The 25,363-nt window shown below is 63.7% G+C and carries 29 protein-coding genes; 12 read left to right on the top strand and 17 right to left on the bottom strand.

From position 1 onward, the window contains the following. Positions 1 to 33 precede the first annotated feature (33 nt). The 6 genes from CXX84_RS19085 to CXX84_RS05930 form a co-directional block, all read right to left on the bottom strand. On the bottom strand, positions 34 to 201 hold the full coding sequence (locus tag CXX84_RS19085) for a hypothetical protein (RefSeq protein WP_189337512.1): 168 nt from the start codon (positions 199 to 201) through the stop codon (positions 34 to 36). A 593-nt stretch (positions 202 to 794) separates the two neighbouring features. Beyond that, positions 795 to 1,694: a carbon-nitrogen hydrolase family protein gene (locus tag CXX84_RS05950; RefSeq protein WP_146031838.1), complete on the bottom strand. Its 900-nt coding sequence runs from the start codon at positions 1,692 to 1,694 to the stop codon at positions 795 to 797. Between the two features lie 423 nt (positions 1,695 to 2,117). Further along, entirely contained in the window at positions 2,118 to 2,534 is a 417-nt protein-coding gene (locus tag CXX84_RS05945) for a CBS domain-containing protein (protein ID WP_102975759.1), read from the bottom strand. A gap of 329 nt (positions 2,535 to 2,863) precedes the next feature. Further along, positions 2,864 to 3,631: an SCO1664 family protein gene (locus CXX84_RS05940; protein ID WP_102975758.1), complete on the bottom strand. Its 768-nt coding sequence runs from the start codon at positions 3,629 to 3,631 to the stop codon at positions 2,864 to 2,866. Further along, positions 3,631 to 4,182 carry a DUF3090 domain-containing protein gene (locus CXX84_RS05935; RefSeq protein WP_102975757.1) on the bottom strand — a complete coding sequence of 184 codons (552 nt, stop codon included), beginning with the start codon at positions 4,180 to 4,182 and terminating at the stop codon, positions 3,631 to 3,633. Before CXX84_RS05935 ends, CXX84_RS05940 begins: the two co-directional genes overlap by 1 nt. 136 nt (positions 4,183 to 4,318) lie before the next feature. Beyond that, positions 4,319 to 4,771, bottom strand: coding sequence for a hypothetical protein (locus tag CXX84_RS05930; protein WP_146031837.1), 453 nt, complete (start codon positions 4,769 to 4,771; stop codon positions 4,319 to 4,321). A gap of 94 nt (positions 4,772 to 4,865) precedes the next feature. Here CXX84_RS05930 and CXX84_RS19430 point away from each other — a divergent pair, with 94 nt between their 5' ends. The 5 genes from CXX84_RS19430 to CXX84_RS05910 all read left to right on the top strand — a co-directional run bounded on the left by CXX84_RS19430 (position 4,866) and on the right by CXX84_RS05910 (position 7,139). Beyond that, entirely contained in the window at positions 4,866 to 4,994 is a 129-nt protein-coding gene (locus tag CXX84_RS19430; RefSeq protein ID WP_262982124.1) for a hypothetical protein, read from the top strand. Next, positions 4,991 to 5,344, top strand: coding sequence for a hypothetical protein (locus CXX84_RS05925; protein ID WP_102975755.1), 354 nt, complete (start codon positions 4,991 to 4,993; stop codon positions 5,342 to 5,344). Before CXX84_RS19430 ends, CXX84_RS05925 begins: the two co-directional genes overlap by 4 nt. Then, positions 5,341 to 5,934 carry a hypothetical protein gene (locus CXX84_RS05920; protein WP_102975754.1) on the top strand — a complete coding sequence of 198 codons (594 nt, stop codon included), beginning with the start codon at positions 5,341 to 5,343 and terminating at the stop codon, positions 5,932 to 5,934. Before CXX84_RS05925 ends, CXX84_RS05920 begins: the two co-directional genes overlap by 4 nt. A 5-nt stretch (positions 5,935 to 5,939) precedes the next feature. Continuing rightward, complete coding sequence (locus CXX84_RS05915; protein WP_223252989.1) at positions 5,940 to 6,329, top strand: hypothetical protein; 390 nt, start codon at positions 5,940 to 5,942, stop codon at positions 6,327 to 6,329. Positions 6,330 to 6,410: 81 nt separating this feature from the next. Beyond that, the gene (locus CXX84_RS05910; protein ID WP_102975753.1) at positions 6,411 to 7,139 is read left to right on the top strand and encodes a PspA/IM30 family protein; all 729 of its coding nucleotides are present in this window, start codon (positions 6,411 to 6,413) and stop codon (positions 7,137 to 7,139) included. A gap of 12 nt (positions 7,140 to 7,151) precedes the next feature. Here the strand turns inward: CXX84_RS05910 and CXX84_RS05905 are convergent, their stop codons facing one another. The 4 genes from CXX84_RS05905 to CXX84_RS05890 form a co-directional block, all read right to left on the bottom strand. After that, a complete protein-coding gene (locus CXX84_RS05905) occupies positions 7,152 to 8,192 on the bottom strand; it encodes an AAA family ATPase (RefSeq protein ID WP_102975752.1) in 1,041 nt (346 codons plus the stop codon). A 224-nt stretch (positions 8,193 to 8,416) separates the two neighbouring features. Beyond that, positions 8,417 to 8,776, bottom strand: coding sequence for a hypothetical protein (locus CXX84_RS19270; protein WP_223252988.1), 360 nt, complete (start codon positions 8,774 to 8,776; stop codon positions 8,417 to 8,419). Between the two features lie 406 nt (positions 8,777 to 9,182). Continuing rightward, entirely contained in the window at positions 9,183 to 9,437 is a 255-nt protein-coding gene (locus tag CXX84_RS05895) for a hypothetical protein (RefSeq protein ID WP_146031836.1), read from the bottom strand. 163 nt (positions 9,438 to 9,600) lie between these two features. Then, on the bottom strand, positions 9,601 to 10,341 hold the full coding sequence (locus CXX84_RS05890) for an SDR family NAD(P)-dependent oxidoreductase (protein ID WP_102975750.1): 741 nt from the start codon (positions 10,339 to 10,341) through the stop codon (positions 9,601 to 9,603). Between the two features lie 292 nt (positions 10,342 to 10,633). On the opposite strand from CXX84_RS05890, the gene CXX84_RS05885 reads away from it, so the two are divergent. Further along, positions 10,634 to 11,224 carry a carboxymuconolactone decarboxylase family protein gene (locus tag CXX84_RS05885; protein WP_102975749.1) on the top strand — a complete coding sequence of 197 codons (591 nt, stop codon included), beginning with the start codon at positions 10,634 to 10,636 and terminating at the stop codon, positions 11,222 to 11,224. Positions 11,225 to 11,305: 81 nt separating this feature from the next. On the opposite strand, the gene CXX84_RS05880 is transcribed toward CXX84_RS05885, so the two are convergent. Both CXX84_RS05880 and CXX84_RS05875 read right to left on the bottom strand, forming a co-directional pair. After that, positions 11,306 to 11,611: a transcriptional regulator gene (locus CXX84_RS05880; RefSeq protein WP_102975748.1), complete on the bottom strand. Its 306-nt coding sequence runs from the start codon at positions 11,609 to 11,611 to the stop codon at positions 11,306 to 11,308. Then, complete coding sequence (locus CXX84_RS05875) at positions 11,608 to 12,075, bottom strand: hypothetical protein (protein WP_102975747.1); 468 nt, start codon at positions 12,073 to 12,075, stop codon at positions 11,608 to 11,610. The genes CXX84_RS05880 and CXX84_RS05875 overlap by 4 nt, the downstream gene beginning before the upstream one ends. Positions 12,076 to 12,167: 92 nt before the next feature. Here CXX84_RS05875 and CXX84_RS05870 point away from each other — a divergent pair, with 92 nt between their 5' ends. Then, on the top strand, positions 12,168 to 12,446 hold the full coding sequence (locus CXX84_RS05870) for a putative quinol monooxygenase (RefSeq protein WP_102975892.1): 279 nt from the start codon (positions 12,168 to 12,170) through the stop codon (positions 12,444 to 12,446). A 79-nt stretch (positions 12,447 to 12,525) separates the two neighbouring features. Here the strand turns inward: CXX84_RS05870 and CXX84_RS05865 are convergent, their stop codons facing one another. From CXX84_RS05865 to CXX84_RS05850, 4 genes are all read right to left on the bottom strand, one after another. Further along, entirely contained in the window at positions 12,526 to 13,002 is a 477-nt protein-coding gene (locus CXX84_RS05865; RefSeq protein ID WP_223252987.1) for a hypothetical protein, read from the bottom strand. Between the two features lie 234 nt (positions 13,003 to 13,236). Continuing rightward, positions 13,237 to 14,403: a cytochrome P450 gene (locus CXX84_RS05860; RefSeq protein WP_102975746.1), complete on the bottom strand. Its 1,167-nt coding sequence runs from the start codon at positions 14,401 to 14,403 to the stop codon at positions 13,237 to 13,239. A gap of 578 nt (positions 14,404 to 14,981) precedes the next feature. After that, on the bottom strand, positions 14,982 to 16,262 hold the full coding sequence (locus CXX84_RS05855; protein ID WP_102975745.1) for a glycosyltransferase: 1,281 nt from the start codon (positions 16,260 to 16,262) through the stop codon (positions 14,982 to 14,984). Between the two features lie 36 nt (positions 16,263 to 16,298). Further along, positions 16,299 to 17,231: a lipid kinase gene (locus CXX84_RS05850; protein ID WP_102975890.1), complete on the bottom strand. Its 933-nt coding sequence runs from the start codon at positions 17,229 to 17,231 to the stop codon at positions 16,299 to 16,301. Between the two features lie 157 nt (positions 17,232 to 17,388). Between CXX84_RS05850 and CXX84_RS05845 the strand changes: the two genes are divergently transcribed. Genes CXX84_RS05845 through CXX84_RS05825 form a run of 5 tightly spaced genes read left to right on the top strand, consistent with a single transcriptional unit; the run spans position 17,389 to position 23,262 of the window. After that, positions 17,389 to 18,996, top strand: a complete 1,608-nt coding sequence (locus CXX84_RS05845) for a sugar ABC transporter ATP-binding protein (protein WP_102975744.1) — start codon at positions 17,389 to 17,391, stop codon at positions 18,994 to 18,996. A 14-nt stretch (positions 18,997 to 19,010) separates the two neighbouring features. After that, the gene (locus CXX84_RS05840) at positions 19,011 to 20,039 is read left to right on the top strand and encodes an ABC transporter permease (protein WP_223252986.1); all 1,029 of its coding nucleotides are present in this window, start codon (positions 19,011 to 19,013) and stop codon (positions 20,037 to 20,039) included. Further along, a complete protein-coding gene (locus CXX84_RS05835; protein ID WP_102975742.1) occupies positions 20,036 to 21,148 on the top strand; it encodes an ABC transporter permease in 1,113 nt (370 codons plus the stop codon). The genes CXX84_RS05840 and CXX84_RS05835 overlap by 4 nt, the downstream gene beginning before the upstream one ends. After that, positions 21,148 to 22,374 (top strand): substrate-binding domain-containing protein, encoded by a 1,227-nt coding sequence (locus CXX84_RS05830; RefSeq protein WP_102975741.1) that lies wholly within the window; start codon positions 21,148 to 21,150, stop codon positions 22,372 to 22,374. The genes CXX84_RS05835 and CXX84_RS05830 overlap by 1 nt, the downstream gene beginning before the upstream one ends. A 33-nt stretch (positions 22,375 to 22,407) precedes the next feature. Continuing rightward, positions 22,408 to 23,262, top strand: a complete 855-nt coding sequence (locus CXX84_RS05825; protein ID WP_102975740.1) for a sugar phosphate isomerase/epimerase family protein — start codon at positions 22,408 to 22,410, stop codon at positions 23,260 to 23,262. A 23-nt stretch (positions 23,263 to 23,285) separates the two neighbouring features. Here CXX84_RS05825 and CXX84_RS05820 read toward each other — a convergent pair whose 3' ends face one another. Next, a complete protein-coding gene (locus CXX84_RS05820) occupies positions 23,286 to 25,151 on the bottom strand; it encodes a vWA domain-containing protein (protein ID WP_102975739.1) in 1,866 nt (621 codons plus the stop codon). Positions 25,152 to 25,363: the final 212 nt, after the last annotated feature.

The raw sequence follows: 25,363 nt of genomic DNA, 5'->3' as shown, positions 1-25,363 counted from the left end.
TCAGGGGTGGCAGCAGGCGGCGCCCGGTAATGTCTAAGCCGCCCTTTCATCGGAGCTTTGGATCTCCACACCCTGAACGCGCCTGACTTCGTCTGGCGGCCCGCGCCGGGCTTTCACCAGAACAATCAGCATGGTCAGGATGGTGACCGTCCAGGCAATCGCGCCGAGGAGCACCAGGCCGATTGCAACTAGGGGGTGCATGCCGAAAGTCTAGGACTGAGGGGCCGGGAATCCTGGTTGCAACTCCGCAGCGTGAGGGCACGAAAAAGGTGCGCCCCGTTCGCTGAGCGCACCCTATCTCGATTCCCCTCGCAGTCGCATCCCCATCCGACTGCGCCTATCATAAGCATGCTTACCATTGCGTGCGCAAGCCCAGGGCCCACACCGCGGCACCGAGGCAGATGGCTCTGAACAGGACGGGGACTGCCCTTGGGTTCACGCTTGTTGCTGGGCGCGTTCGGCCTTACGGCTGGTCGGCATAGTCGTCGACGATGCGGTGCGGGGCCAGGTCCAGGCGGAGCGCAGGATGAAGGCCAGAAGCAGCACCTCGAGTCCGATGGAGAGTCCTACTGACCCCTTTGTTCCCGCTCAAGGTACCTGGACTGGGCAACATCGCATAAAAGGCTTTGGGCACATCATGTTGCCGAACCGGCGCGTCACGACTACGACCGTTTCCTGCAGCAACATGGCGGAACACCGCTTGAGGAACTCCTCCAAATGTGGGGCGCAATGAACAGGCACCTCCAGGGGCTGGGTTAAGTCAGCTACCCGCGGTAGCCGTGGCGGTCTTTCGCTCAGGCAGGCGGGCGGAGGACGTCTTCGCGGCTGTAGTGCCCCACGACGTCGAAGTATCGCTTGGCAGCGAGAGACCGGCCTAGGTCTATGTCGGCGGTAACGATCCCCTCCTGATCATAAAGAGGACCGGCTATGGCGCGTCCGTTGACTGGCTCAAATATCGCGGCACCGCCCCGTCCAAGCGCTTCGTCACTGTCAGGCAACTGGACGGGGAAGTCGTCGGGAAAAGCGCACCGGGGAATGTACTGGGGGACCGACACCACGTAGGCACCCGATTCAATGGCTATATGAGCCATCGTGGAGAGCCAGCCCTTAGAATCATCGGCCGTCGGAGCTGCCCAGATCTGCACGCCCTGTTCATAAAGGGCATATCGAGCGAGAGGCATCCGGTTCTCCCAACAGATGAGGCCGCCAACTTTGCCGAGCGGAGTATCCGCCACAGTCAGGTCCTGCCCGTTGCCAATGCCATGGAACAAACGCTCATGCAGTGTGGGCATTAGCTTGCGATGCTTCAGGAGCAAGCCCTCAGGACCAAGCAGGACCATTGTGTTGTAGAGACTTCCGGGTCTGGACGATTCCCTTTCGTTGACTCCAAGCATGCAGTAAATGTCGTGCTCCGCGCAGGTGGAGATGAAGCGGTCAATGAGAGGTCCTGGCACGTCCACGGAGTTGTTCCAGAGACGGGCCCAGAAGTCATCAAATCCGTCGAATCGGCCTGCGTTGTAAGCCCAAATGCTTGACGGGTATAGGGGAATGAAGAGTTCAGGTAGAACCGCGAGTTTCACACCTTGCTGTGATGCCTCCTTAAGGAGGTTGACTCCCTTCGCCACCGTTGCCTCAGCATCGAGGATTACTGAAGTGGCCTGGATTGCAGCGACTCGTATAGTACCTGCGGACATAAACCAACGTTGGCACGCGGTCCAAACCTCGTCAACGGTCGTTTGTAAGTACACCCTTTGTTTGCGGCGAACGATCCTACCCCTGTTCGGGCGCTGCCAGTCGCACGACCCGACGGATTTTTCTAAGAAACCATTTGCGACGTCGAAAACCTGGCCCCGCGCTCTCGACCCTGACGTGGTTACGGCCGCTAAGCGGATCGCAGCCCCCGAGCGGCGCCACTCTCGTCGTTCAGAGCAATCAGCACCCTTCACCTGCCCCAATCCCCACGGTGGCAGCTATCGGGGCGCCCTCGATGCCTAGGGCACGAAAAAGGTGCGCCCCGTTCGCTGAGCGCACCCTTCTCGATTCTCCGTCTCGAGCCGTTCGCCCGTTCGCATTCGGCTACAACCATACTAAGCATGCTTAGCGTTTGATTTGCAAACCTAGTAAAACGAGATGAGCTCTACGAGCTCTCCGACGCGGTCTTCAGGGTAGTTCCGGGCGATGTCTGCCTGGGTGAGGATGCCGACCAAGTTGTGACCGTCGATGACCGGCAGCCTGCGAACCTGGTGATCCTGCATCGTCCTGATGGCTTCTTCGATAGAGTCATCTGCGCCGACTGTCACCGGCTTGCCTTGACCAAAATCGCCCGCCTTGGCCGCGCGGGGGTCTCCACCCTCGGCAAAGCATTTGATGACAATGTCTCGGTCGGTGACCATGCCCTTGAGCCGGTTGTCCTCGCCGCAGATGGGCAATGCCCCGACGTCCAGTTCTTTCATCTTTCTGGCGGCCGCCTCCAGCGTTTCGTTTTCACCAATACACTCAACGCCGCCGGTCATGATCTCTCGCACTGTCGGCATGACGCTCTCCTTATGTCGGTTATTCCGGTCTTTGGGCCAGCGCGAGTCGCGCCCATTCCAGACGGGCCAACAAGCGCATCACGGTCACAGATTAAAAGTAAGTATGCTGAGCGTTAGTGTCTAGATCGAATGAAAACTTGGGCCTTGGGAAGGACAGCCCCTGCTGGTGCATGTGAAGTCGAATGGTCTCCGAGGAGGCCTTCGCGTGCTGCCCTGCAGGTTCCCCTGAGCCCGAGGGCATCAGACGGACTCCAGCCTGGCGAGGGATTCGGCGATGCGGCTGCCGGCACGGCAAAGCAGCATCACCGAAGCCCGCAGCCAGAACTCCCTCAGAACAGCGGCCAGGGCACCGCCGACATCTGACCGCTCGGAGCCGGGAAGCGACCCGTCAAGCGCAACCGGGCGCAGCGTGCGGCGAGCGACGCAATTTCTTCGGCGGTGAGCAGGTCGGCCAGGTTTCGGCCCAGCTCACCGTCCAGCCCGGCGCTGACACTGTCGATGCCCTCAAGTTCCTCGACCGTCAGGGCATCTCCCAGCCACCCCCACAGCACCGTGCGCAGCTTGTGGTCACGGTGAAAGGTAAGCCCGTGGTCGACGCCGTGCCGGTGTCCGTCTGTCATGGCAAGGATGTGGTCGCCTTTGCGGTCGGCGTTGTTCACGACGACGTCGAACACCGCCATTCGTCTCAGTGCAGGCGTGTCCTCGTGGACGAGGGCGACTATCCGTCCCTCCTCATCCTGACCTTCGAGGACGTGTTTCCACCCGCTTTCCGGGACGTCGTCAGAAGCGACGAGGTCCACCGCGTTCTGGCCCGGGTCTGTCTCCTGCCACAGCTGTACCATCCCTTCGCCCAAGGGTCCATCGCGCAGCCAGGTGCGGGGCACCACGTTCCAGCCGAGGACCTCCGAGACCAGGTAGGCGGCAACCTCCCGGTGGGCAAGGACGCCGTCGGGAAAATCCCATAGCGGTTTCTCCCCGGCTATCGGCTTATAGACGACGGTCGTGTCGCCGATGCTGCCCACGAAGGTGGCGTTGGACGCCGTCGTAATTCGTCCTGTGAGCGTCAGCTCGGCAGTCAGCAGGTCGGGCGCCGGCATCAGACCTCGGGAAGAGTGCAGACGTGTCCGTCTGGGTCCACCGGGTAACCGCAGAGCGGGCACGCGGGACGCCCTGCGCCCACAACCTCACGCGTGCGCTTGGCGAAGGCGCGGGCGGTACCCACCGGCATCCGGACCAACAGCATTTCGGGCACTTCAGCGCCGTCCTCCTCAAGTGCCCCGTCATCCTCGGCATCAACATCGGCGAGCGGGTAGGCCTCTATGACGACCTGTGCCGTGGTCGGGTCCCAACCCAAGCTCATGGCGCCGGTGCGGAACTGCTCCTGAACGGCTTCGAGCTGGTCATTGTCCACCAGTTCAATGGGAGTACTCGTGGGAACGCTGTGAGGGTTGCCCTCGACGTTGAGTAGCTGGTCGAGAATTTCGTCGATTTTCTCTGCGAGCAGGGCCGACTGCTGCTTCTCCATAGCGATACTGACGATCTGAGACCCTGCCCGCACCTGCAGGTAGAACGTCCGTGCCCCTGGAAGGCCGATGGTGCCGACGACGACCCGATCAGGCCAGTCAAATTCATGAACACGTGTAGGCATGTCAGTATTTTAGGCCTCAAGAGGTAATCGTCCGAGTTTTCGCGGATGTTAGCGATTCCTGGGCTCTGATGCGCGCGTTCAGCAGGACCATCCGGGCCCCTTTCGAGGGAAGCGGCCGGTGTACCTTCCTGTGGTGTCATGGCTTGGCGATCAGGAGATTGTCGTGGATGGGCTCGAGGCCGTCTTCGACGAACCTTGAGGTGTCGACGCTGTCTCCGACAAGGACGACGGTGATGACCCCGCTAAGACTCGCTGTGACAATCTCACGATGGGAGTCAGGGGCTCCGCCGCAGCCGGTGATCCAATTCAGAGGAGTCTGGTCGATTACCGCGCTTACACATGTGGTGCTGCCGTCACCGCTCCGGCCGCCAAAGAAACGAATGCCCTCATGCTCCGTGAGGAGACGGACGCCTTCTATCTCCACGCCCTCCACCGGGCCCATAACGACACTTTCGGGCAGGACGTCCTCGGCGGTGGCCTCACGGTCCAAAGCGGCGAAACCGGACGATGACGACGCCGGTGCGCACCCGGTGATCAGGAGTGCTGCCAGTGCGGCCATCAAGCCTGCACGGCCGTGGCTGTAATTCATTGCTCTGCCCCCTCAGACTTTGAGCTTGAGCCTACAGGAGGGCGGCTGACGCACGTTCCGCGTGTTGCCCTCGTTGACCGATAGGCTGAGCCCCATGAGCTTGGGGGGCGCGGCCGCGGAGCCGCTTGTGCATGTCAAGGACTTCCACATGGATTTCGGGGATACCACGGCCATTGAGGACCTGTCCGTCCATGTCAGGGCCGGGGCGACGTCCGGTCGATGAGCCCCTTCATTGTCCTGCCCGTCGTGGCCGGAGTCCTCTGGTTGGTGCATGCAGGCCTGGGTGTTGGCGGTCATCGGGCCTACCGGTACACACGCTGGGTCTTGTTTGGTGGATTGGCGGTGACGGCCTTAGTGTTCTTCCTCCTTGGCGTTCAGGCGAGCAGGTCCGTGCCACCGGAATGGAAGGACGACTCCCTTGCAGGGGTCCTCGCAGCGGTGCTGGCGCTGGAGACCCTGCTGGTTATGCTGGCACTCGCCCTGCTGGAGGTCGTTCATGCTGGGGTGACACAGACCATAGAGGACACCCGGACCAGGGCTGGCAGCGAGCGTTCGGACGAACCCAACCCATGAGACGCCGCGAAGTCTGGGGGACAGCCTTCATCGTCGCGGCGGCTTCGTGTGTCTGGGCATACCATGCCATTTACGGGGCCTACCGGGCAGCCGCACGTGAGGACCTGTTGCTCTACGTCGTCATCCCTGCTGACTCCATCGCCTCGTGGTTCCTGGTTGTGGCCTTCCTGTCCGGCGCCGTCGGCCTGCTTTTCCTGCTTCCGGCGTTGATCGGCCGCATCCCCAAGAACGTCCCACGACGCATCGCCGGGTGGATCACGGGCATCTCGGCCGCGGCCGCAGTGCCTTACTTCGGCCTCATCTTTCTCTTCGCGACCCTTAGCGCGTTCGGGATTGGTGACACGGTCAAGTTCGTGGCCGCGGATGGAACCTCGGCCCTCGTGTCCCAGGATGGCTTCGACGGCGATGCTGTCGCCATCTACACGGAGCACGACGAGTTCCACTACAAGCGGGTCCGCGACGCCCCCGAAATCTCCGGGTGGCCCCGGGTAAAGGACCAGAACTGCCGGCTGGACAGCGCTGGCGACGAACTGCGTCTCATCTGCGGGGACAAAACCCTGAGGGTGGTCGCGGAAGGAACAGGCACGTGAAGGCGATGCCTCTACCAAGGCGCCGAAAGGCTGGAACCATAGCCTGGATCCTGCTCGTCCTCGCGTCGATGGTCCTGATCGGCTATGGGATATGGCGGGCCGGCTGGCATATCGGGCTTCCGGCCCAGGGCGAGCAGGAAGAGGTCTGGGTCGGTAGGGCCTACATCTTCGCCGGCTGCGCCCTGTCCCTCGCGGCCGCCGTCTGGTCCGGCGCACGGGACAACCGGGCCTGGGTGACGGCCTGCGTCGGCCTGCCAGGGATTCTGGTGGGCTGGGCGACGATGGATTCCCCGTACGACCTCAAACGCCACCTGGCCGCCGTGGTGGCGTTCCCGATGGCATTGGCCGGAATCGCCGAGGTCATCAGGGTGCGCGGACGCCGGCAGCGGGACTAGGTGGGCCGACAGATCCGGTGCTGGTCCCCGGCGGTGCCGTACACGTAAAATTTGAATTCCATTCCCGATAGAAAGACCCCCGTGAAGCAGAGTATTTTCGCCCGAGTTGCCCAGCTGGCCAAGGCCAACATCAACGCCCTCCTGGACTCCGCGGAAGACCCGCAGAAGATGCTGGACCAAATGGTCAGGGACTACTCGGCCAACATCCGCGAAGCCGAGGCCGCGGTCGCGCAGACGATCGGCAACGTCCGTATGGCCGAAGAGGACTACCGGCGGGCTGTGAACGACGCCAACACCTGGGGCAACAAGGCCATCGCCGCTTCCCGGAAAGCCGACGAGTTTCGGGCCGCCGGGAATAGCGTGGACGCCGACAAGTTCGATGCCCTCGCCCGGCTCGCCCTTCAGCGGCAGATGAACGCCGAATCGACTGCCAAGGCCCAGGAGCCGGGCCTCGTCGCGCAGAACCAGATCGTTGACCAGCTCAAGGGCGGGCTGGACCAGATGAAAGGCAAGCTCGGGGAGCTCACTGCCAAGCGCAACCAGCTGGTGAACCGGGCCCGCGTCGCCGCCGCCCAGTCCCAGGTCAACGATGCGCTCAAGTCCCTGGACGCAGGAGACCCGACCTCTGCCATTGGCCGCTACGAGGAGAACATCCGCCGCCAGGAGGCCACCGTCCGCGGCCAGCAGGAACTCGCCGCCTCATCGCTGGAAGCCCAGTTCGCCTCCCTGGAAGACCTCGGTGAGCAGACCGAGGTGGAAGCACGGCTCGCCGCCCTCAAGTCCATCGACCGGAAGGCCATCGACTACTAGGACATCCGGTCCTCAGGCAAGCCAGCGCCACCAACGTGACTGTTCCGGTTCCGGCGTCGGGTCCGGTTCCGGGTCCGGCTCCTCGCCCAAGGCCAGCGCGGCCTCGACGATGTCGTCCGCGGTAAGCGTCATGACGGCCTCACGATCGAGCGCGTCGAGACTTTGTTCCTCGTCGAGCGACAGCCGCAGCGCCTGGCGGTTGAGCGCCTGCTCGAAGAGCGTGCGGGCGAACCTTGCGTTGCCGGAGTCCTCGCCCGCGTGGAGCCCGGTGAAGATGCGGTGCAGCATCTGGTCCGCACCCGGCTCCAGCGTGTACTCGTGCTGGGCCAGCATCTGGTGGAAGATCGTCTGGAGTGCGTCCACGGAGTAGTCGGGGAACGTGATCTCGCGGGCAAACCGGGAGCGCAGTCCAGGGTTCGAGAGCAAGAAGGACTCCATCAGCCGCGGGTATCCGGCCACGATCACGACCAGGCGGTGTCGGTGGTCCTCCATCCGCTTGAGCAGGACCTCGATCGCCTCGGGCCCGAAGTCCATCCGGCCGTCCTCGGGGGCCAACGCGTAGGCCTCGTCGATGAACAGGACGCCGTCCAGCGCACGCCTGATCACCCTGTCCGTCTTGATGGCGGTCGCGCCCACGTACTGCCCCACCAGGCCCGAACGGTCGACCTCGACCAGGTGGCCTTTCTGCAGCAGTCCGACCGCGCGGTACATCTCGGCCAGGAGCCGCGCCACGGTGGTCTTGCCTGTACCCGGGTTTCCGAGGAACACGAGATGCTGTGATGTGGCCACCTCCGGAAGGCCGTGCGTCTTACGCCGTGCCTGGACCTGGAGCAGTGCCACGAGGGCCCGCACCTGTTCCTTCACAGTCTCCAGTCCGACCAGCGCGTCGAGCTCGGCCTGCACCTCGGCCAGCGGCCTTGCCGGGCCGGGCCTCGCACCGATGAGATCGCCGACCAGGTCGTCGACACGCTCCGAACTGGGCAGCTTGAGCTGATCAGCCAGATGGCCGATGGTTTCGCGCAGGTCGTCAAGCGGATGGCGGCTGGGAGCCATGCATCCACTGTAGTCCTGGATTACCGACTCGGGTCGGGCTTGGCCTCACCAGTATCATCACCTTTTGAGACGGACTGGCCTCTGCTCAGCACGAAGTTGGCTGTGCTGCGGTGTGGCTGTCCTCAACAGGCACCTGCTGCGGCTTTCCAAGCGGCTGGGCTGAGCCAGGAAGAGCACAAGCACCGCCGAGAAGACAGCGGCCAAGACCAAGCTGTCGAGCGCCATCATGATGGCCCGCGCTCCGCCGGCCAGTACTTCTGAACGCCCGCTGCGGCCTCCCGGAGCCGGCCGCCGTCAATCGTGACGGACGTTTCGGGCATTCCGAGTTCTGCCCATTGGGCTACCAGGTGGAGGTCCCCGGCTGGCGGCAGCGGCCAAAGCCACAGGCTGCCCTTACCGGCCATTTCGTCGTCGCCGCCGTTGCCACCGTTGCCCTGCAGGATGAGGATCGGCGGGTCGGGCTGCTTCGCAGTTCCTGGTGGATAGCGGGAGTGCAGCATTGAATCCGCCCTGGCCTTGGTCCCGTCGGCCAGTTGGACACCGAAGAGGAGAGCTGAGAAAGGACGTCGTTCAATGGCCTGCATGCTGTGGGGGTGACCGAAGAACGCCCCATTCAGCTCAGCCCAGGTTTTATCGTCTTCCTCACCCCGACGGAGTGTCCATGTCAGATCTATCGAGCAGCCGGTCGAATACACCTTCGCGAGCTCGACGGCCAACACAAAGTTGCGGTTGCGATGCAGGAACTGCCCAATATGAACAACTGCAGGCAGTTCATGGGCCGGTGCACCCGCCCATGCTGGGGGAACGTACCTGACGGTCCTGCCGCGCCGTGGTTCTTCGGGTACAGGCAGGTCCTGAAAGAAGGTCATGGTTATCATTGCTTCGCTGTCGGCGACCGACCAGCGGAGCAGCGGCACCGCCGCCCTGGATCCCCCAATCCGTCCTTACCCGGCTAAGTCTAGCTATAGCTGGTGCCGGATAGGAGCTGTCCTAGCTGGCACCCGTCCCTTCCCGCCGCCGGGCCTGTGGCATCCGCTTCAGGCGGGCCAGTCTGACGATGTGGAAAGCGGCAAGCGCTGTCCCGGCCGTCACCATTGCCGCGTCACCCCAGCGGAGTGGCTCGGTGATGAGCCGAAACACTGATGGGATCATCACGAGGACCACTGCCACCAGGCTCATCCAGGAACCGAGCTTGACGGATGCGCGGCGGTCCTCCGTCAACCGCTCTTGTTCACGTCGCTTCATCGCTCTGCCCCCTCAGGCTTTGATGGCCTTGAGCCTACACCGTGGCAACAGTCCGACGGCGGATGCGGATATGGGCTGGAGGCCGTCACCGAGGTCGTCAGGTGACGCGGCCGCCAGCAGAAATAGTGGGTGGAAGGTCAGCGGCAGCCTAGGGCGCGGACCGTCAGTGGAAGGTTTCATCCTCCTTCTTCATAAAGTAATCAGCGCCCGTGTACCCACCATCGGCCACGATCGCTGCTCCGGTGATGAACCCAGCCTCCGGGCTCAGGAGGAAGGCGACGACTTTCGCGATGTCTTCGGGACTCCCGTTCCGGCCGAGTGGAGTGAGGTTTGCCGCAGTGTACGACTCCGGCAGCATCCCGGAATCGACCCAGCCCGGCGTTACCGCATTGACCCTGACGTTCCGGGGTCCGAGCACGTTCGCGAGGCTCCGGGTGACTGAGAGAAGAGCCGCCTTACTGGCTGAGTAGGCGATGCTCCGGTAGGAGCCGACGTAGGCGTCCGTACTGGCAATATTGACGATACTGCCACCAGGGGAAAGGCGTGGGCCTATCGCCTGGGCAAGGATCAGAGGGGCTGTGACGTTGACCTCCAGCGTCCTGTCCCAAGCATCAAGCGTCATCTCTTCGAACGGTTGCTTCTGGAGAATCCCAGCATTATTGACCAAAGCGTCCAGTGAGAATTCATCACAGATTCGATGAGCAAACTCAACTGTTTTTGCTCGGTCCGCCAGGTCCACCTGGTGCATCTTGACATCGAGAGTGCGGGCCAGTTCCTTCGCTTCGTGGAGGCCCGTGAGGTAGGTGGCAACGACACTCCAGCCGTCTGCTGCAAGCCTTTGGACAATGGACCTGCCGATGCCGCGCGCGCCACCGGTGACTAAGACGTACCGTTCGCCAGCCATTGAATGCCTCCTGCCAGTTCGTCAGGTCCAGATAGACATACTGTGGCCCTTGCCGGCGCCCAATACCAGATCAGGTTCCTGAGCAGAAGGTGCACCCCAGACGCCGAAACCGCACGCAAGTTTGGGCCTGCGCGCGAAGCTCAGCTCACCAGGGAAAGGCGGCGCGTCAATGGGGGACTCAGCCATTTACTATTCCCCGGACGGAAGCGACAATGGGTCCACATCACGACCTCCTTGCTGGGAAGAGGCAGCGCCGGCTGCATTCCGCTGCCGGCCGGACCGAGGAGCTCTCATGGCCATCCTGCGAATGACACCTGAAGCCGAGGCCACTGGCCTGACCGCTGAAATTTATGACGACGACCGGCGTTCGCTCGGTTATGTTCCAAGCTACACGAAGGCACTGAGCTTGAACCCGGAGGCATACCTCGCCTTCGACTCACTCCTCAAAGCCATCAGTACATCTTTAGGCCCCCGCCGCTATGAGCTTGTGACGCTGGCCGCCTCGCAAGCTATCGGTTCCACGCATTGCCTGTTGGCCCACGGCAAAAAGTCTCTGCACATTTTCAGTGAAGAACAGCTGCGGGCCATAGCAAGGGGCTTCCACGATGCCGGCCTCTCCGAAGCGGAAGTGGCGATGATGGACTACGCGGTGAAACTCTGCACGGACGCCGCCCGCATGACAGACGAGGATACGCAGCGGCTCCGCGACTTGGGCTTCAACGACCGTGAAATCGTGGACATCACGATGGCCGCCGCTGCACGGAATTTCATCAGCCGATCGGTCTTGGCCATGGCCGTTGACCTCGACGTTCCCACGGGGATGAGCGAGGAGCTGAAAATCTCTCTGCTCGGTTCGATCGCCTTAGCCGGACCGGACACATAGCGAGCCCACTGTTACTGACGCTCACACCGCCGTCGGTAAAGCCCGCCGCCGTTCTTGAGGGCCAATGACCAGGTGACGGGTTCACTCGGGAATGCCGGCGATCTCCTGCAACGCCTGCAGGTGCGCGCCGAAGGCGTCCCGTCCGGCCGGAGTGAGAGCGATCCAGGTGAGGCGGCGGGCATCGCTTCGGGAGGCTGATGCAGCCTTACTCAGGCTGACATATCCGGCCTCAGCCAGCGTCTTGAGGTGCTTGGAGAGGGTTGCGTCTGAGACGTCGAGCGTGTCACGCAGTACAGCGAAGTCCATCTGATCCACCTGCCGCAACACTCCGCAGATACGCAGCCGCACGGGCGCATGGATGAGGTCGTCGAACCGGGCCTTAGTCATTGGCGCAACTGATCCAGCGCCGAACGGAAGGCGACGCCCGCGAGCCAAGAGACTATGCCGAAGGCAGAGAGGCTGGTCAGCACAACTGCCCAGCGTGCGCCGAACGAAACCAGGCCGAGCGAGATTGAGAAGAGGATCAGGCAAAGCGCGATAATTGCCACGGTCACGAGCCCAGCGCGCAGGCCCATCTTGCGGAAGCTGATTCCGGTTTCACGGCGGATCAGGTGAAATGTCACCAGGGCTGCGACCAAGGCCAGCCACCCCGAAGATGGTGGCGCGTAGTTTTCACCTGGATTAGCCACAGCGGCCCCAGCCACCCACCATGCCGCCACCCCTCCGAGCGCGGCCAGCAGCGTTTTCGGGACGTGCACTCCATCGGCCAGCGCCTGCCGGTCAGCAGCGAGGCCACGGAGACTGGCCGCGGCTTCCTCGGGCGAGGGGTTCCGTTCGAAATCGTTTTCCATGATGGAAAGACTATCTGAAGACTTTCCGACCCGGCAAGTTACATAGGCTCCATGAATCCTGGACCAGGGGATTCATGCGCGAAGATGGGTCAGTGACTGATGTCTATTTGAGCGGACAGCTCGTGTGCCGCAACACCAACGACATTGCCATCGTCGTGCAGCACCTTGACGAACACGTCATGCTGACGCGGGCTGAGGCTGGGTGCGTTTCATTCACAGTGACGCCCACAAGGGAACCGTTGGTGTGGCAGGTCGACGAGCATTTCAGCGATGCCGCTGCTTTCAAATTTCACCAGGAACGGGTAGCGGGCAGCACCTGGGGCCGGGCCACCGCCGGAATCGAGCGCCGCTACACGATCAACGGGTTTTAAGCCGTCGGCGCCCCGTGCCTGGACGTGATCGTACGTGGGAGTCCCCAACAGGCCCCAGGCCTCTGCCTGGACGAACTTTTCAGTTTCTGAGCCGGGGAGGATCCGTCCCGGGACCGCCTCCGGTCACCCGCACCCCTCCAACTGCCCCCGTCCACGGAGTATCACCAGGTTCGGGCAGTACCAGATGCGCGAAAAGGTACCCCTGCTCAAGTGCAATCACCTGCGACGTGGACCCGCCGCAACCGAGTTCGAGCTCCACCGGCCGGAAGGGGGCGCCGGGATGCTCCTGTCCAATGGAGACCTTTGCGCCCCTTGCACCAACGCAGGCAGCGGTGACGGTGTACTGCCCGGCCGTCGGCACCTTCTCGAACTTTCCAAAGCCCCTGACCGGCCCGTCAAGTGGCCCGGCCTCAGAAAGGAGAACGGGGCTCGGTGCTGCCCTCAGCTGCCGGTACAGCTCAGCGTAGTTTTCGGCTTCCCTCTCCAGAATCTCCGTGTTGTCGCGCGGCTGGGGTGCGGCGGTTGCGGGCGCGGAGGCAGCTGTAGGACTGCCCACTGGCTCGGGATAGTTATAGGTGCACCCCGTCAAACCGACCAGCGGGACCAGAACGCACACGGCAAGCGCTAACAGGGCCCACCTACCCTTCACCCGCACTCTTCCATGGTGGCATGGCTGCATGCCAAAACAAGCAGGCCCTCGGCCTGGTGGTTTCCACTCTCCGACGTCCCAGCCTGATCAGCAGCGCCGACACCATCGCCGCAATGACGACGGCCGTTGCTCCTATCTCGGTCAGGCCGGCTGCCACGTCACCGGGAGTGCCTTCAGCCCGTAGATGATGGTGCTTTCCATCCGCTCTAGGTGCGTTCCCTGATCCAGCGAAAGCCCGGGCAATCGGGACAGCAGTGCCTCCAGTGCGATCCTTGCTTCGAGCCGGGCCAGCGGCGCACCGAGGCAAAAGTGAATACCGTGGCCAAACGCCAGGTGCCGGTTCTGGCTGCGGTCCACGTCGAATTCCGCAGCCCGCTGAAACTGCACCTCGTCCCGGTTGGCGGAACCGATCCAAGCCACGACCGGTGCCCCGGCGGGAATCAGCTCGTCTCCCAAGGTGGTTTCAGTGACTGTCGACCGGTACATGGACTGGACCGGCGATCGGAAGCGGAGCACTTCCTCGATGGTCTGGGGAAGCAGTGCGGGTTCCTTCAGCAGGCGGTCCATGGTGCCGGGGTGTTCAGTCAGGCACAAAACGGCGTTGCCGATCAGATTGGTGGTGGTCTCATTGCCGGCGACGAGCAGTAGAGCGCAAAAACCGAGCAGTTCGGGCACCGACAATTTCTGGCCGTCAATTTCCGCTCCCAGCAGCGTGCTGATCAGGTCCTGGCCGGGCCGGCTCCTGCGTTGGTCGATCAGGGCCAGGAAGTACTCTGTCATCTCCATGTTTGCGGCGTAGTGGCTCTCACTGGCCGAACCGGTCCGCGTCTGGCTGACAATCACATCGGACCAGTGTTTGAAGCGCTCACGGTCCTCCGCAGGGATACCCATAAGCTCGGAGATCACAATGACCGGCAACGGATACGCCAATTCCTGAATGAGGTCTGCGCTGCCGCGGCCGACGATTCCCTCCAGGAGCTCGTCCGTGAGCCCGGCGATACGGGGAGCCAGCGCGTCCACCGCTTTGGGCGTGAACGCCTGAGTGACCAGCGAACGCAGCTGCCGGTGCCTTGGGGGATCGGTGGCGATCAGGCTCGAGGCGAAGAGTTGGCCGGTACCCTCTACGTCGTCACCACCCATGTGTGAGGAAAAAGTTGCGTAGTCGGACAGTGCCCGCTGGACGTCGTGGTACCGGAAAACGTGCCAACTTCCCGATTGTTCGTCGTAAAAGACGGGAGCCGTTTCCCGCATCCTTTCATAGTGGGGAAAGGGGTCGAGCTGATGTTCAGCGGATTGGCTGAAGTCCATGGCTAGCCTCTCTGCTCGCCTTGGGCTCTTTGGCCTGACGGACTCTGTGACCTCGGCCGACTGAGCGTGGGACCTCGATAGTAGCCAATGCCTGCTCCTGGGTCATTAGCATCCGGTCAACAAGCGTCCGTTGAAGTCGGAGAGGTTGGTGCTGTGGCCCCGCGGTTACCGGACCTTGTAGCGGATACCCACTGTACTCGCGGACGATTTCATCCGCGAACCTTCCGGGGAGGCATCCTCCGCCGTCGACTCTCCTCAAGTCTTTGTCCCGTTACTCGCCGGATGCGGCGCCATTGCCGGTGCGGGCGGCTGCTGCCGGTTGCTGCAGGGGGTGCCGAAGCCACCAGCGAGGACCCGTTCCTGCGGCGGCGCAACCTCAAAATGACGAAGACGGTCAAACCAATCCAGACGAAAGCGGCACCGAGAATAAGGATCACCGCAGGGATCGAATCCATGGCTCATTGTAGGGACGAGCCGCCGTGGATGGCCTCCCGGATTTCCAACGGTTACTAACACGTGATTGCAGCGGCGTGGCCGTTACCCGTTCATGATCTGCCAGCCGGACTGACATCGGAGCCCTAGTGAACAGCAAGACCACCCGTGATCTGCTCCAGGACCTGTACACCGGCGGCAAGGCCGTTTTCGGCGCGGACTGCGGCGCCCACCTCCTCGGCACGGGAGGCGTAGGACGGAGTGCGGATGAGTTCGCCGAGCCGGTCCGTCAGGCCCTTACCGAGGTGCCTGGCCGGCAGCGGTGCAGGTCCGACGCCGAGCGCATGGACCCGCGTGCCCCAGAACGGCTGGTCACCAAGGAACGGCACGACCATCGTTGGCCGGCCCGCCCGGATGCCGGCCGCCGTCGAGCCCGCACCGCCATGGTGCACGACAGCAGAGACACGGGGGAAGAGCCATTCGTGCGGCGCTCCTTCCACCACCAGGACATCGTCGGTCCCGGCCGCGCCGGGAGCGATGCCGCCCCACCCGGTCGCCACGATTCCGCGTAAACCATGCACCCGCAGCGCGGCCAGCACGGCGTCCCGTCGATCGTCCGCTCCCTTCCCAAACCCCATCGAACCGAATCCAACGTAGACGGGAGGCCCGCCGGCCGCGAGGAAGTCCGCCAGTTGCGCGGGCGGGTTCCAGCCTTCGCCGTCGCCGCTGTGATCGAGAAACCAGTAGCCGGTGACGTGGGCCGATGGCGGATAGTCATCCGGGACTGGCACAACGTGCCGGCTGTACGGGTACAGCACGTGGACCGGGCTGCCGTCCGGATTCCTGAGCGGGTCGGCCAGGCGGCGGGTGCGGCCCAGACCGACCTCGCGCCGAAAGTCGTTGACCATGCCGCCGTGAATGGCCCCACTCATCCGGCGGAGCACATAGGAGACGCGGTTGCCCAACCCACCGAAGGAGGCGCCGCCGAAGAACGGCATGGGGTACGCACGCGTCGGGGTGAAGAACGGCAACGGGAGGGAAAGGACGCCGGGCACCCCCAGCGCCTCGGCGATGTGCGGCCCGGCAAGACACTTGGGGTGGTAGACGACGACGTCGGGGCGCGCCGCCTGCGCGGCGGCCCAGCACTCCGCGTTCAGCTCCCGCATCGCGGAGGTCATGATCCCCAGTGTCCGCAACGCGTCACGGGGACCGCTCAGCCCGGGCATGACTTCCTGCAGAAGGCGCAACATTGTGGAGCCCGCCGGCCGGTGGCTGATAGTCCCGGGTCCGGCCTGTGGCACCAGGTCCGCGAACCCTGCAGCAACAGCGAGGGTGACGTCGTGCCCCGCGCGGGCAAGCGCACCGGCGAGGGCGGCATAGGGCTGAATGTCCCCGCGGGTCCCGAACGACATCATCAGGACGTGCATGGCAAATTCCTCCGATCTGCTGGTTCCACTGGGGTACTAGCCGTCGAAAAGGGCGCTGTTGCTGCTCTGTGGAACGACGACGTGCACGGCGTTGCGTTGGATGGTGAAATCGGTAGGCGTGATCGTCGCTATCTCGCCGTCGAGGTTCACTGACAGTTGCGGCTCGGTGATGAGCCGGACACGCCGGCTCGTCAGGTGGTAGACCCTGTCGTGCTCGACGAAGCTTCCGTCCTTAAGCAGCCGTGCAATCTTGATGTGCTCTCGGAGCGGCGCGGCCAGGATCGCGTAGACATCAAGCGTGTGATCGTCGATCCCTGCGGTCGGCGAGACCGTATTGCCGCCCCCATAGTGCCGTCCGTTGCCCACAGCCACCTGAAGCAGGTCCTCGAGCTGCATCATGCCGTGGTCCCCGTCCGGGAACTCGAGGCGGGCCCGGAACGGCGAGTGCCGGGCATAAGCGCGCAGGGTGGCGATCCCGTATGCCATCGGCCCAATATGCCGTTTCAGGAGAGGGCTAAGAGCCTCGGTGACACCTACCGATAGGCCAGCGGACGCAACGTTGAGGAATGGGAGGCTGTTTGCCCGGCCGAGGTCGATGTCCACCACCTTGCCGTCTGCGACGGCGGCGCATGCCTTGTCCATGTCAGTAGGGATCTCAAGCGTGCGGGCGAGGTCGTTCGCGGTTCCGAGCGGCAGAACGCCGAGCATGACGTCGGTGCCGGCAAGGCGACCCGCCGCGCAGGTCACCGTTCCGTCGCCGCCGCCGACAATGACCAGGTCGTGCCCGTCCGCCATGACACCATCGAGCGTCGCGGCAAGCTCCGCCCCGGACAGCACGTGGTGCACGGAGGAGACAGGCACGCCGGCCCTTCTCATCTTGTCCACCACCAGATTCTGTGCCGCCGCCCCCCGCCGTGCTTGGGCATTGAGCACTACGGCAGCCGATCGTGCCTCTCGGGCAAGCTTCATGAGGAACATGGTAGGTCGGCGGACCGGAATCGCTGTGCCCCTACCAAAACTTCGGGAAAATTCGCCGCGGGGCTCCGCGGACCGGCCCAGTAGCAGGCAATCACTTTTCCTTGACGGAACGGAACCGCCCCTGTAACAGTTAGGCGTGGGCGGATCGATGGAGAACCGTGAGCGGACTGGCGCATCGTCGATCCCCGGTGTGCGCCCTCATGGTTCGGAAGCCCCGCCCCCACTCCTGGAAGTCCGTGGACTGACGAAAAGTTTTTTTGGCATTCCCGTTCTGGAAGACGCCCACCTTACCCTTCAGCGGGGCCAGGTCCACGGGCTCGTGGGCGAAAACGGTGCGGGGAAGTCCACCCTGATGAAAGTTCTCGCCGGGGTCTACCAGCCGGACGCGGGAACGGTGCTCCTGGACGGCCAGGCGGTCAATTTCAGCCACCCCACAAAGGCCCACGAAGCCGGGCTGTCATCTGTATTCCAGGAGTTCAACCTCCTTCCTGACCGGACGGTTGCCGAGAACATCTACCTTGGCCGGGAGCCGCGGCGCGGGGCTCTGGTGAACAAGGCACTGATGAACCGGAAAACGGCGGAGCTGCTGCAATCGCTGGGGATCACCGCCATTCGGCCAACCGCACAGGTGCGGAGCCTGACCGTAGCCGAGCAGCAAGTAGTGGAGATCGCAAAGGCGGTCAGTTATGACGCCCGCATCGTCTCCATGGACGAACCCACCGCCGCGCTGGCCGGCGCCGAAGTCGAGCTCCTTTACCAGATCGTGTCCCGCCTCCGGGAACGTGGAACGGCCATCCTTTATGTCTCCCACCGGCTTCGGGAGCTCTTCGATCTGTGCGACGTCATCACTGTCCTCAAAGACGGCCGGGTGGTCAGCACCGGACCCGCCTCAGAACTCGACGATGCAAGCCTGGTCCGGCTGATGGTGGGCCGGCCTATTTCAGCCTTCTTCCCGGACAAGCTGCCACCGCCAGATTCCGACGACGACCGCGGCAACGCCGAAATCATTGGAGCCGGCGTCCCCGCCACACCGATTCTCGAACTCCGCGGTGCCGGAAACGGCCAGCTGGAGGGGATCAGCTTCAGCATTCGTCCGGGGGAGATCGTCGGGCTTGCCGGTCTCCAGGGCTCCGGGAGGACTGAACTGCTGCACGCCATATTCGGCGCCGCCCCCTTTAGCCGCGGCGCCATGAAGGTGGAAGGCCGTGAGTTTCTGCCCAGGTCACCGAGGGACGGGGTCCGGGCGAGGATGGCCCTCATTACGGAAGACCGCAAGGCAGAGGGTTTGAGCCTTAACCAGTCCATCCTGGATAACGCGCTGACCGTCATCAGGTCAGTTTTTCCGCGCCGTACAAGAGCGGCCAGAACCGGGATTCCCGGCGTGTTTTCCTCCCTCGAGGTCGTTGCCCGGGACCTGGACCAGGAGGTGCAGTACCTCTCCGGCGGGAACCAGCAGAAAGTGGTCCTTGCCAAGTGGCTGGCCATCCGGCCCCGCCTGGTGCTGCTGGATGAACCTACCCGCGGAATAGATGTGGGAGCCAAAGTTGCGGTGTACCGGTTGATGCGCCGGCTGGCGGCCGAAGGCAAAGCCATCCTGATGGTTTCCAGCGAACTACCGGAGGTCATCGGCATGTCCGACCGGATCCTGGTCATGCGCGACGGGCGCCTCGCCGGCGAGCTTCCGGCCGGAACATCCGAGGAAGCAGTCCTTCAGCTGGGAACGGGCGCCAGGATTGCACCGGAGGGAGGAGCATGAATCAGCGTGCCGGCATGATTGATCGCCTGTCCTCCACACAAATCGTCTACCTGGTGGCGTTGCTGACGCTGGTTGTCGGTGCCCTGCTGGTCAGCACGATCGGGCGGAATTTCTTCAGCCAGGGCAACATCTCCAGCATCCTGACCGGAACCAGCGTCCTGGGGTTCATCGCCATCGGACAGACGCTGGTCATCCTGGCCGGCAGCCTGGATCTCTCGGTTCCCTACGTCACCAGCCTGGCCAGCCTGATTGCCGCCGGCGTGATGGCCAACAACCCGGCCAACGTGCTGCCCGGCGTGATGCTCACGTTGGCTGCAGCGGCTGTCATCGGCCTCGCGAACGGGCTGATAGTGGCCCGCCTTAACGTGCACGGGTTTATCGCCACGCTGGGCATGGGCCTCATCATCAGCGGCTACCTCGCCACCAATTTCAAAGGCAGCTTTGGCCAGGCCCCGCTCTCGTTCCGGCTGATCGGGGCGACGGGTTTGGGTCCCGTTCCCATCTCGACCATCATCATGCTCGCCTGCGCAGCCCTGGCAATGCTGCTGCTCCACCGCACCCGGCTGGGCCACCACCTCTACGCCGTCGGCGGTGACATCTCCGTGGCCCGGACCTCCGGAATCCGCATCGACCTGCCGGTGATCACGGCCCATGTGATCTGTTCGCTGATGGCAGGCATGGCCGGCCTGCTCCTCGCCAGCCGGCTGGGCGTGGGCAGCCCGACAGTGGGTTCGCAGGGCGGCTATGACCTGCTCTCCATCGCCGCGGTCGTCCTCGGCGGCACCCTGCTGGCGGGCGGCAAAGGGACCATCACCGGCACCCTCGGCGGCGTCCTCATCTTTGCCATGCTGGACAACATCATGTCCGTCATGCAGATCAACCCCTTCCTCAAGGACGTGGTCAGGGGCGTGGTGATCGTCGTCGCCGTCGCCGTGTATGCCCGCCGCAGGATCGTCAACAGGCCGGAACGGTTCAGCTCCAAGGTTTCGCCGCAATCTCCTGCCGCACAGGCTGCACAGGCTGCACAGGCGGAGGGGCCATGAGCGCGGCACTGCCCTCCGGGCGAAGCGCCGTCCTCCGGCAGAACCGCGCCAGCCGTTCCCAGCAGCTTTTACGGGTTGTGCGCACTCCCGGCGGCGCCGTTTTCATCCTCTTGATCAGCCTCCTGGCAACCATCATCGTCCTGAATCCCTCCTTCGGGGAGCCGGGCTCCCTCATCCGATTCATCGGCAGGACGGCCCCGATAGCGATCGCCGCCGTCGGCCAGTACTTCGTTATCGTCAGCGGCGAATTCGACTTGTCGATGGGTTCGGTGGTGACCATGCAGGTCATTGTTGCCGGCAACCTCATCCGGCAGGACGATTCCCGGGTGATTCCGGTGCTGATCCTGATGTTTGTGCTCGGTGCGTTCATCGGGCTCGTGAACGGGCTGATCTCAACCCTGCTGAAGGTGCCCAGCTTCATTGTGACGCTGGGCATGATGCTGGCCTTACTCGGACTGGTCCTGTACTGGACCGGCGGCGCGGCGCAGGGAAACCCTGCGGACAGCTTCCGGCAGATAGGGCGCGGGGGGATCCAGGACGTACCGGTCCTGGATGTCATTCCCTACCCTGTGATCATCCTGACGGCAGTGGCCCTCCTGGCGTTCCTCCTGATGCGCCGCCCCTTCGGCAGGATGCTCATCGCCGTCGGTGACAATCCACGGGCAGCTGAACTGGCCGGCGCCCGCGTTTGGTGGGTCCGGACGCGGGCTTTCATGCTCTCGTCGCTCTCGGCTACTGTCGCCGGCATCCTCCTCGTGGGATACGCCGGAGTCCACCCATCGGTAGGCCGGGGATACGAATTCACGGCGATTACCGCCGTCGTCCTCGGGGGCGTGGTGCTGGGAGGCGGTCGCGGCTGGGTCCTGTCCGCGGCGGCCGGCGCGTTCGCCCTCGAGGCATTGTTCACCCTCCTGAACTTCATGGGGGTCCAAGCCACCTGGCGGGACACGGTCCAGGGGGCAATCATCATCATCGCTGTGGCAGCAGCGTCCAAGTCATGGCAGCGCAAGCGCAAGGGCGCGACTTCCGGTGCCCATGACGAACGGCACCGGCTAAGCGCAGCACCCATGCCCCAGGAGGGCACCGAACAAGGAGGAGATCGAGTCTGATGCGCAAAAACTCTATTCGCGCGATGGCACTTGGCGCAGCACTGCCGCTGGTAGTGCTCACTGCCTGTACCACCACAGATCCGTCGGTTACCGAAACAACGGCAGCACCGGGCACCGGTGCGCCGGCTGAAAGCAGCCCGGCGAGCCAGGAATGGTTCGACCAAGCACTGTACGACGCCCAGTTCGAGCAACGCTCGGCGACCTTTGAAGGGAACGCGGATCAGCCCTACCTCCAGTACATTGCCGGGGACATGACGGACACCACGGAGTTCGCCTCATCCGGACCAAAAAAGGTCTGCTTCGCCAATGCTTCCATCTCCAACCCGTGGCGCCAGACCGGCTGGATCACCATGAACCAGCAGCTCAAGGTCCTGCAGGACTCGGGCGTCATTTCCGAGATGGAAACCCGGGACGCCAAGGACAACGACAACACGCAGATCGCGGACATCGACTACTTCATTGACGAGGGAAACTGTGACGGGTTCGTCATATCGCCAAACTCCACGGCGGCCCTGACCCAGGCGGTGGAACGTGCCTGCGAGACCGGCAAGCCGGTGGTGGTGTTTGACCGGGGCGTCGAAACCGACTGCGCCACCACGTTCATCCACCCGATCGGCGGCTTTGCCTGGGGCATAGACACCGCAACGTTCCTGACGGACAGGCTGGAGTCCGGTGACAAAGTGGTGGCCCTCCGCATCCTTCCCGGCGTGGACGTGCTGGAACACCGCTGGGCGGCAGCACAGAAGATCTTTGAGGACAAGGGCATCCAGGCCAAGGACTACTTCACCGGAGCGGACCCCACGGAGATCAAGAAGATCATTTCCGATGAACTGGCCACCGGCGACGTGCAAGGCGTCTGGATGGACGCAGGGGACGGTGCCGTGGCTGCCCTCGAGGCGTTCGAGGATGCAGGCAAGGAGCTGCCGGTGATGACCGGCGAGGATGAGATGAGCTTCCTGACCAAGTGGAAGGAAACCGGCATCGACGCCATGGCCCCCGTCTACTCCAACTTCCAGTGGCGGACCCCGCTGCTGGCCCTGGAAAAGATCTTCAAGGGCGAGCAGATTCCGGCCGAATGGGTCCTCCCGCAGGAGCCCATCCTGGCGGACGAACTGGACGACTGGCTGCAGCGCAATGAGGGCATGCCCGGCGGCCACTACGCCAAGTTCGGCGGCGAGGACCTCCCCGGCTACCCGGAGGTCTGGCAGCAGCGGCAAATGCCCTGAGCCTGTCCTTGAAACGGCGTTGGAGGGAGCAGCGTGAAGCGCCTTATCGGGATCAGCACGTGGGTCTGGGAATCACCGCTGACGGACTCCACCCTGGGCGGACAGCTGGCGAGGATCGCCGCCATGGGTTTCGACGCCGTCGAACTGCCGCTCGAAAACGCCGGTGATTTTACGCCGGAAGCGGTGCGCGAAGCCCTGGACTCCACCGGACTTGCACCCTTTCTGGTCGGTGCCATGGCGCCGGGCCGCGACCTCGTCGCCGCGGACCCGGCCACCGTGGAGCGCACCCAGGCCTACCTCACGGCCTGCGTCACCATGGCGGGCAGCATCGGTTCGCCCACTGTTTGCGGTCCCTTTTACGCCCGGACCGGCCGGGTCTGGAGGATGTCGCCGGGGCAGCGGCAGGAGGCCTACGCTGAGCTGCGCCGGAACCTCGAACCGGTGGCGGCGCGGGCACAGGAAGCAGGTGTCGTGCTGGGGATCGAACCGCTGAACCGGTATGAAACGTCCCTGATCAACACCGTGGACCAGGCGCTTGAGGCGCTGGAGCCCTTGCTCGGCAACGGCATTGGACTTGCCCTGGACAGCTACCACCTGCACATCGAGGAGCGTTCGCTCGCAGCCGCGGTTCGGGCGGCCGGCGAGCACATAGTTCACGTGCAGGTTGCCGGGAACGACCGCGGCGCCCCTGGCAGGGACCAGACCGACTGGGAAGGTTTTCTGGAGGCCCTGGACGAGGTGGGGTACAGCGGACCGTTGAACATCGAAAGTTTTACTGCGGATAACGCGGCGATTGCCGTTGCGGCGTCCATCTGGCGGCCCCTCGCCGCAAGCCAGGACGAGTTGGCCGCGAGCGGCCTGGCCTTCCTGCGGGGCGTACAACGGTAGTGCCCGATCCGCTGGCCGTTGGCCTAGAAACTGGTTACCAGTTCGCCCAGCACCTCTTCGAGCCTGGTCGGATCAGTGGCGTCATAGTAGTGAGCCCCACTGGCCCTGGCGATTTCCAGCAGAGTGGGGACATCGGCGTCGGGCCCGTATGCGAGGGTGAAGACGAGTACCGGCGTCGAGTGGTTTTGATGGCTCAACTGTTGGGAAAGCCCGCCCAGGTCTCCCGGGTGGGTGGTGTCGTTTTTTCCGTCACTCAAAAGCACGATGGTGTTGATGGACGTGGCTTTGTAGTCCTTTGCCTGATCTCCCGCGAACCGGCCCACCGCTTCGAACAGGGGCGTGGCGTCCACGGCCTTGAGCTCGTTGAGCTTGGCGATGAGGTCTTCTTTATTGGTCTGGAACGGGGCGACCGGGCTTACGATGCCCGGCAGCAACGGGCCGTCGCCTTCCTGGGAGAAGGCGGCCAGCCCAATCTCATCCTCATCCGTAAAATGATCCAGTGCCTTCCGGACGGCATCCTTGGCCCGCTGCAGCTTGGTCACTCCAGGTTCCTGCACCATGGACTCCGAGACGTCCAGCAGGAACAAGGCCCTGGCCCGCTTGCGTACCTCGGGGAAGCTGTCCTGCAAGGCAACAAGCACCTCCGCCTTGGGCAGTGGCAGCGGCTGGAGCGTCTCAGCGTACCGTCCGGTTCCGGCGACATCCGGGTCCAGCGCGCCCTGGATGCTCCGGTATCCGGAGGCCGTGACAACGTCCTGCCCCTGCTGAGTCGTTGCGAACGCGAGGAAATCCCGGGCCGCGAGAAGCTGCTGGCTCCCCACCCAATCCCCGTCGAGGATGACCGCAGGGTTGTCCGCCACGTGGACGCCGTCATTGGGATAGATGGCCCTCAGGGGCTCCTTGGGGGCAGGGCCGGATTGCTTGGTCTTTCCGTCCTCGCTGACTACTCCCCGGTTATAGTCCCAGACAGATTTTTCATCCACGATCACGGCGGAGAGGAATTCGGCGATGTTCCCGGCGTCATCAGCCTCCCTTGCGTGCCACAGGAAGTGCTCCGGGGTGGCCATATAGTGGCTGGTGCCGAGCTCCACGGCGCGCACTTTCTCTACCAGGGACGGTGCGCCCAGCTCCATTCCGTCCAAACCACCTGCACTGCCGCCGGCGGCACCGTAGGAAGCAGCGAGGGCCATCAAACCTGACGTCGAAACGAGCGGGCTGGCCTTGCCGAACTTGAACTTCCCCCACTCGCCGCGGCCCAGGCGCTCCCAGACGTCCTGGTCCTCGGCCATCCTGAAGACCTCTGACCACGACGGCGGGTTGCTGTCCCAGCCAAGGGCACCTGCCATCGTTTCCGGCATGGCGACGACGATGGCACTCCGGGCGATGCTGGTTCCCTCCTGCGGAACAGGGCTCCCTCCGCCGGCTTCCCCCGCTATTCGTAACCAGGCGGAGGAATCCGGCAGCCAGATCGCGGGTCTGTCACCGGGTGGCGCGCCCGGGAACTGCGCAGCAACCTTGCCGGCAGCGACTCCCGATTTTTCCTGGACCACTGCGGGGGCTACACATTTGCCGTCGACGTTGCGGGGTTTGGCCGTGTATCCGGCCGCCAGGGCCCGGACCATGTCCGCGTTCTCCAAGGACGTGAGGATGTTCAACGGTACGCAAGGTGTGGCCCCGGCGGCGGTGGCAGGGCTGTCCTGCGCCAGGGGTTGGCCTGAGGGTGTGCTGCCGTTCTCGGCTGCAATCCCGCCTTCCTTTGAATCGGCGGGGAAGATCAGGCTTCGCAGCAAAAATCCTCCGCCAACAATGAGAATTGCCACGGTGGCCGCCACGGCGACCCAGACCCAGCGTGGATAGATCGGATCAGTTGCTGCGCGTCGACGGCCCATGCTGGTTTCCTTTGAATCCTCCGGGTTTCCCCGGTATGAATGCAAACAGTGAAACTGGCCCGCGGACGTTACACCGCGGGTGCGCCTAGCCCCCGCCCCGCCCCCGCAACTGGATACGCATTTTGAGGATAACCCCGACCGGAACGATGTGAGTCTCGGGATTTGAATATTTGATTGGTTTTTTTTCTGGCTTGCAGCAGGAGTCAGCGGCC

It is taken from the genome of Arthrobacter sp. AFG7.2, assembly GCF_002892835.1.
Classification (GTDB): domain Bacteria; phylum Actinomycetota; class Actinomycetes; order Actinomycetales; family Micrococcaceae; genus Arthrobacter.
This window is presented reverse-complemented; position numbering and strand designations above follow the sequence as displayed.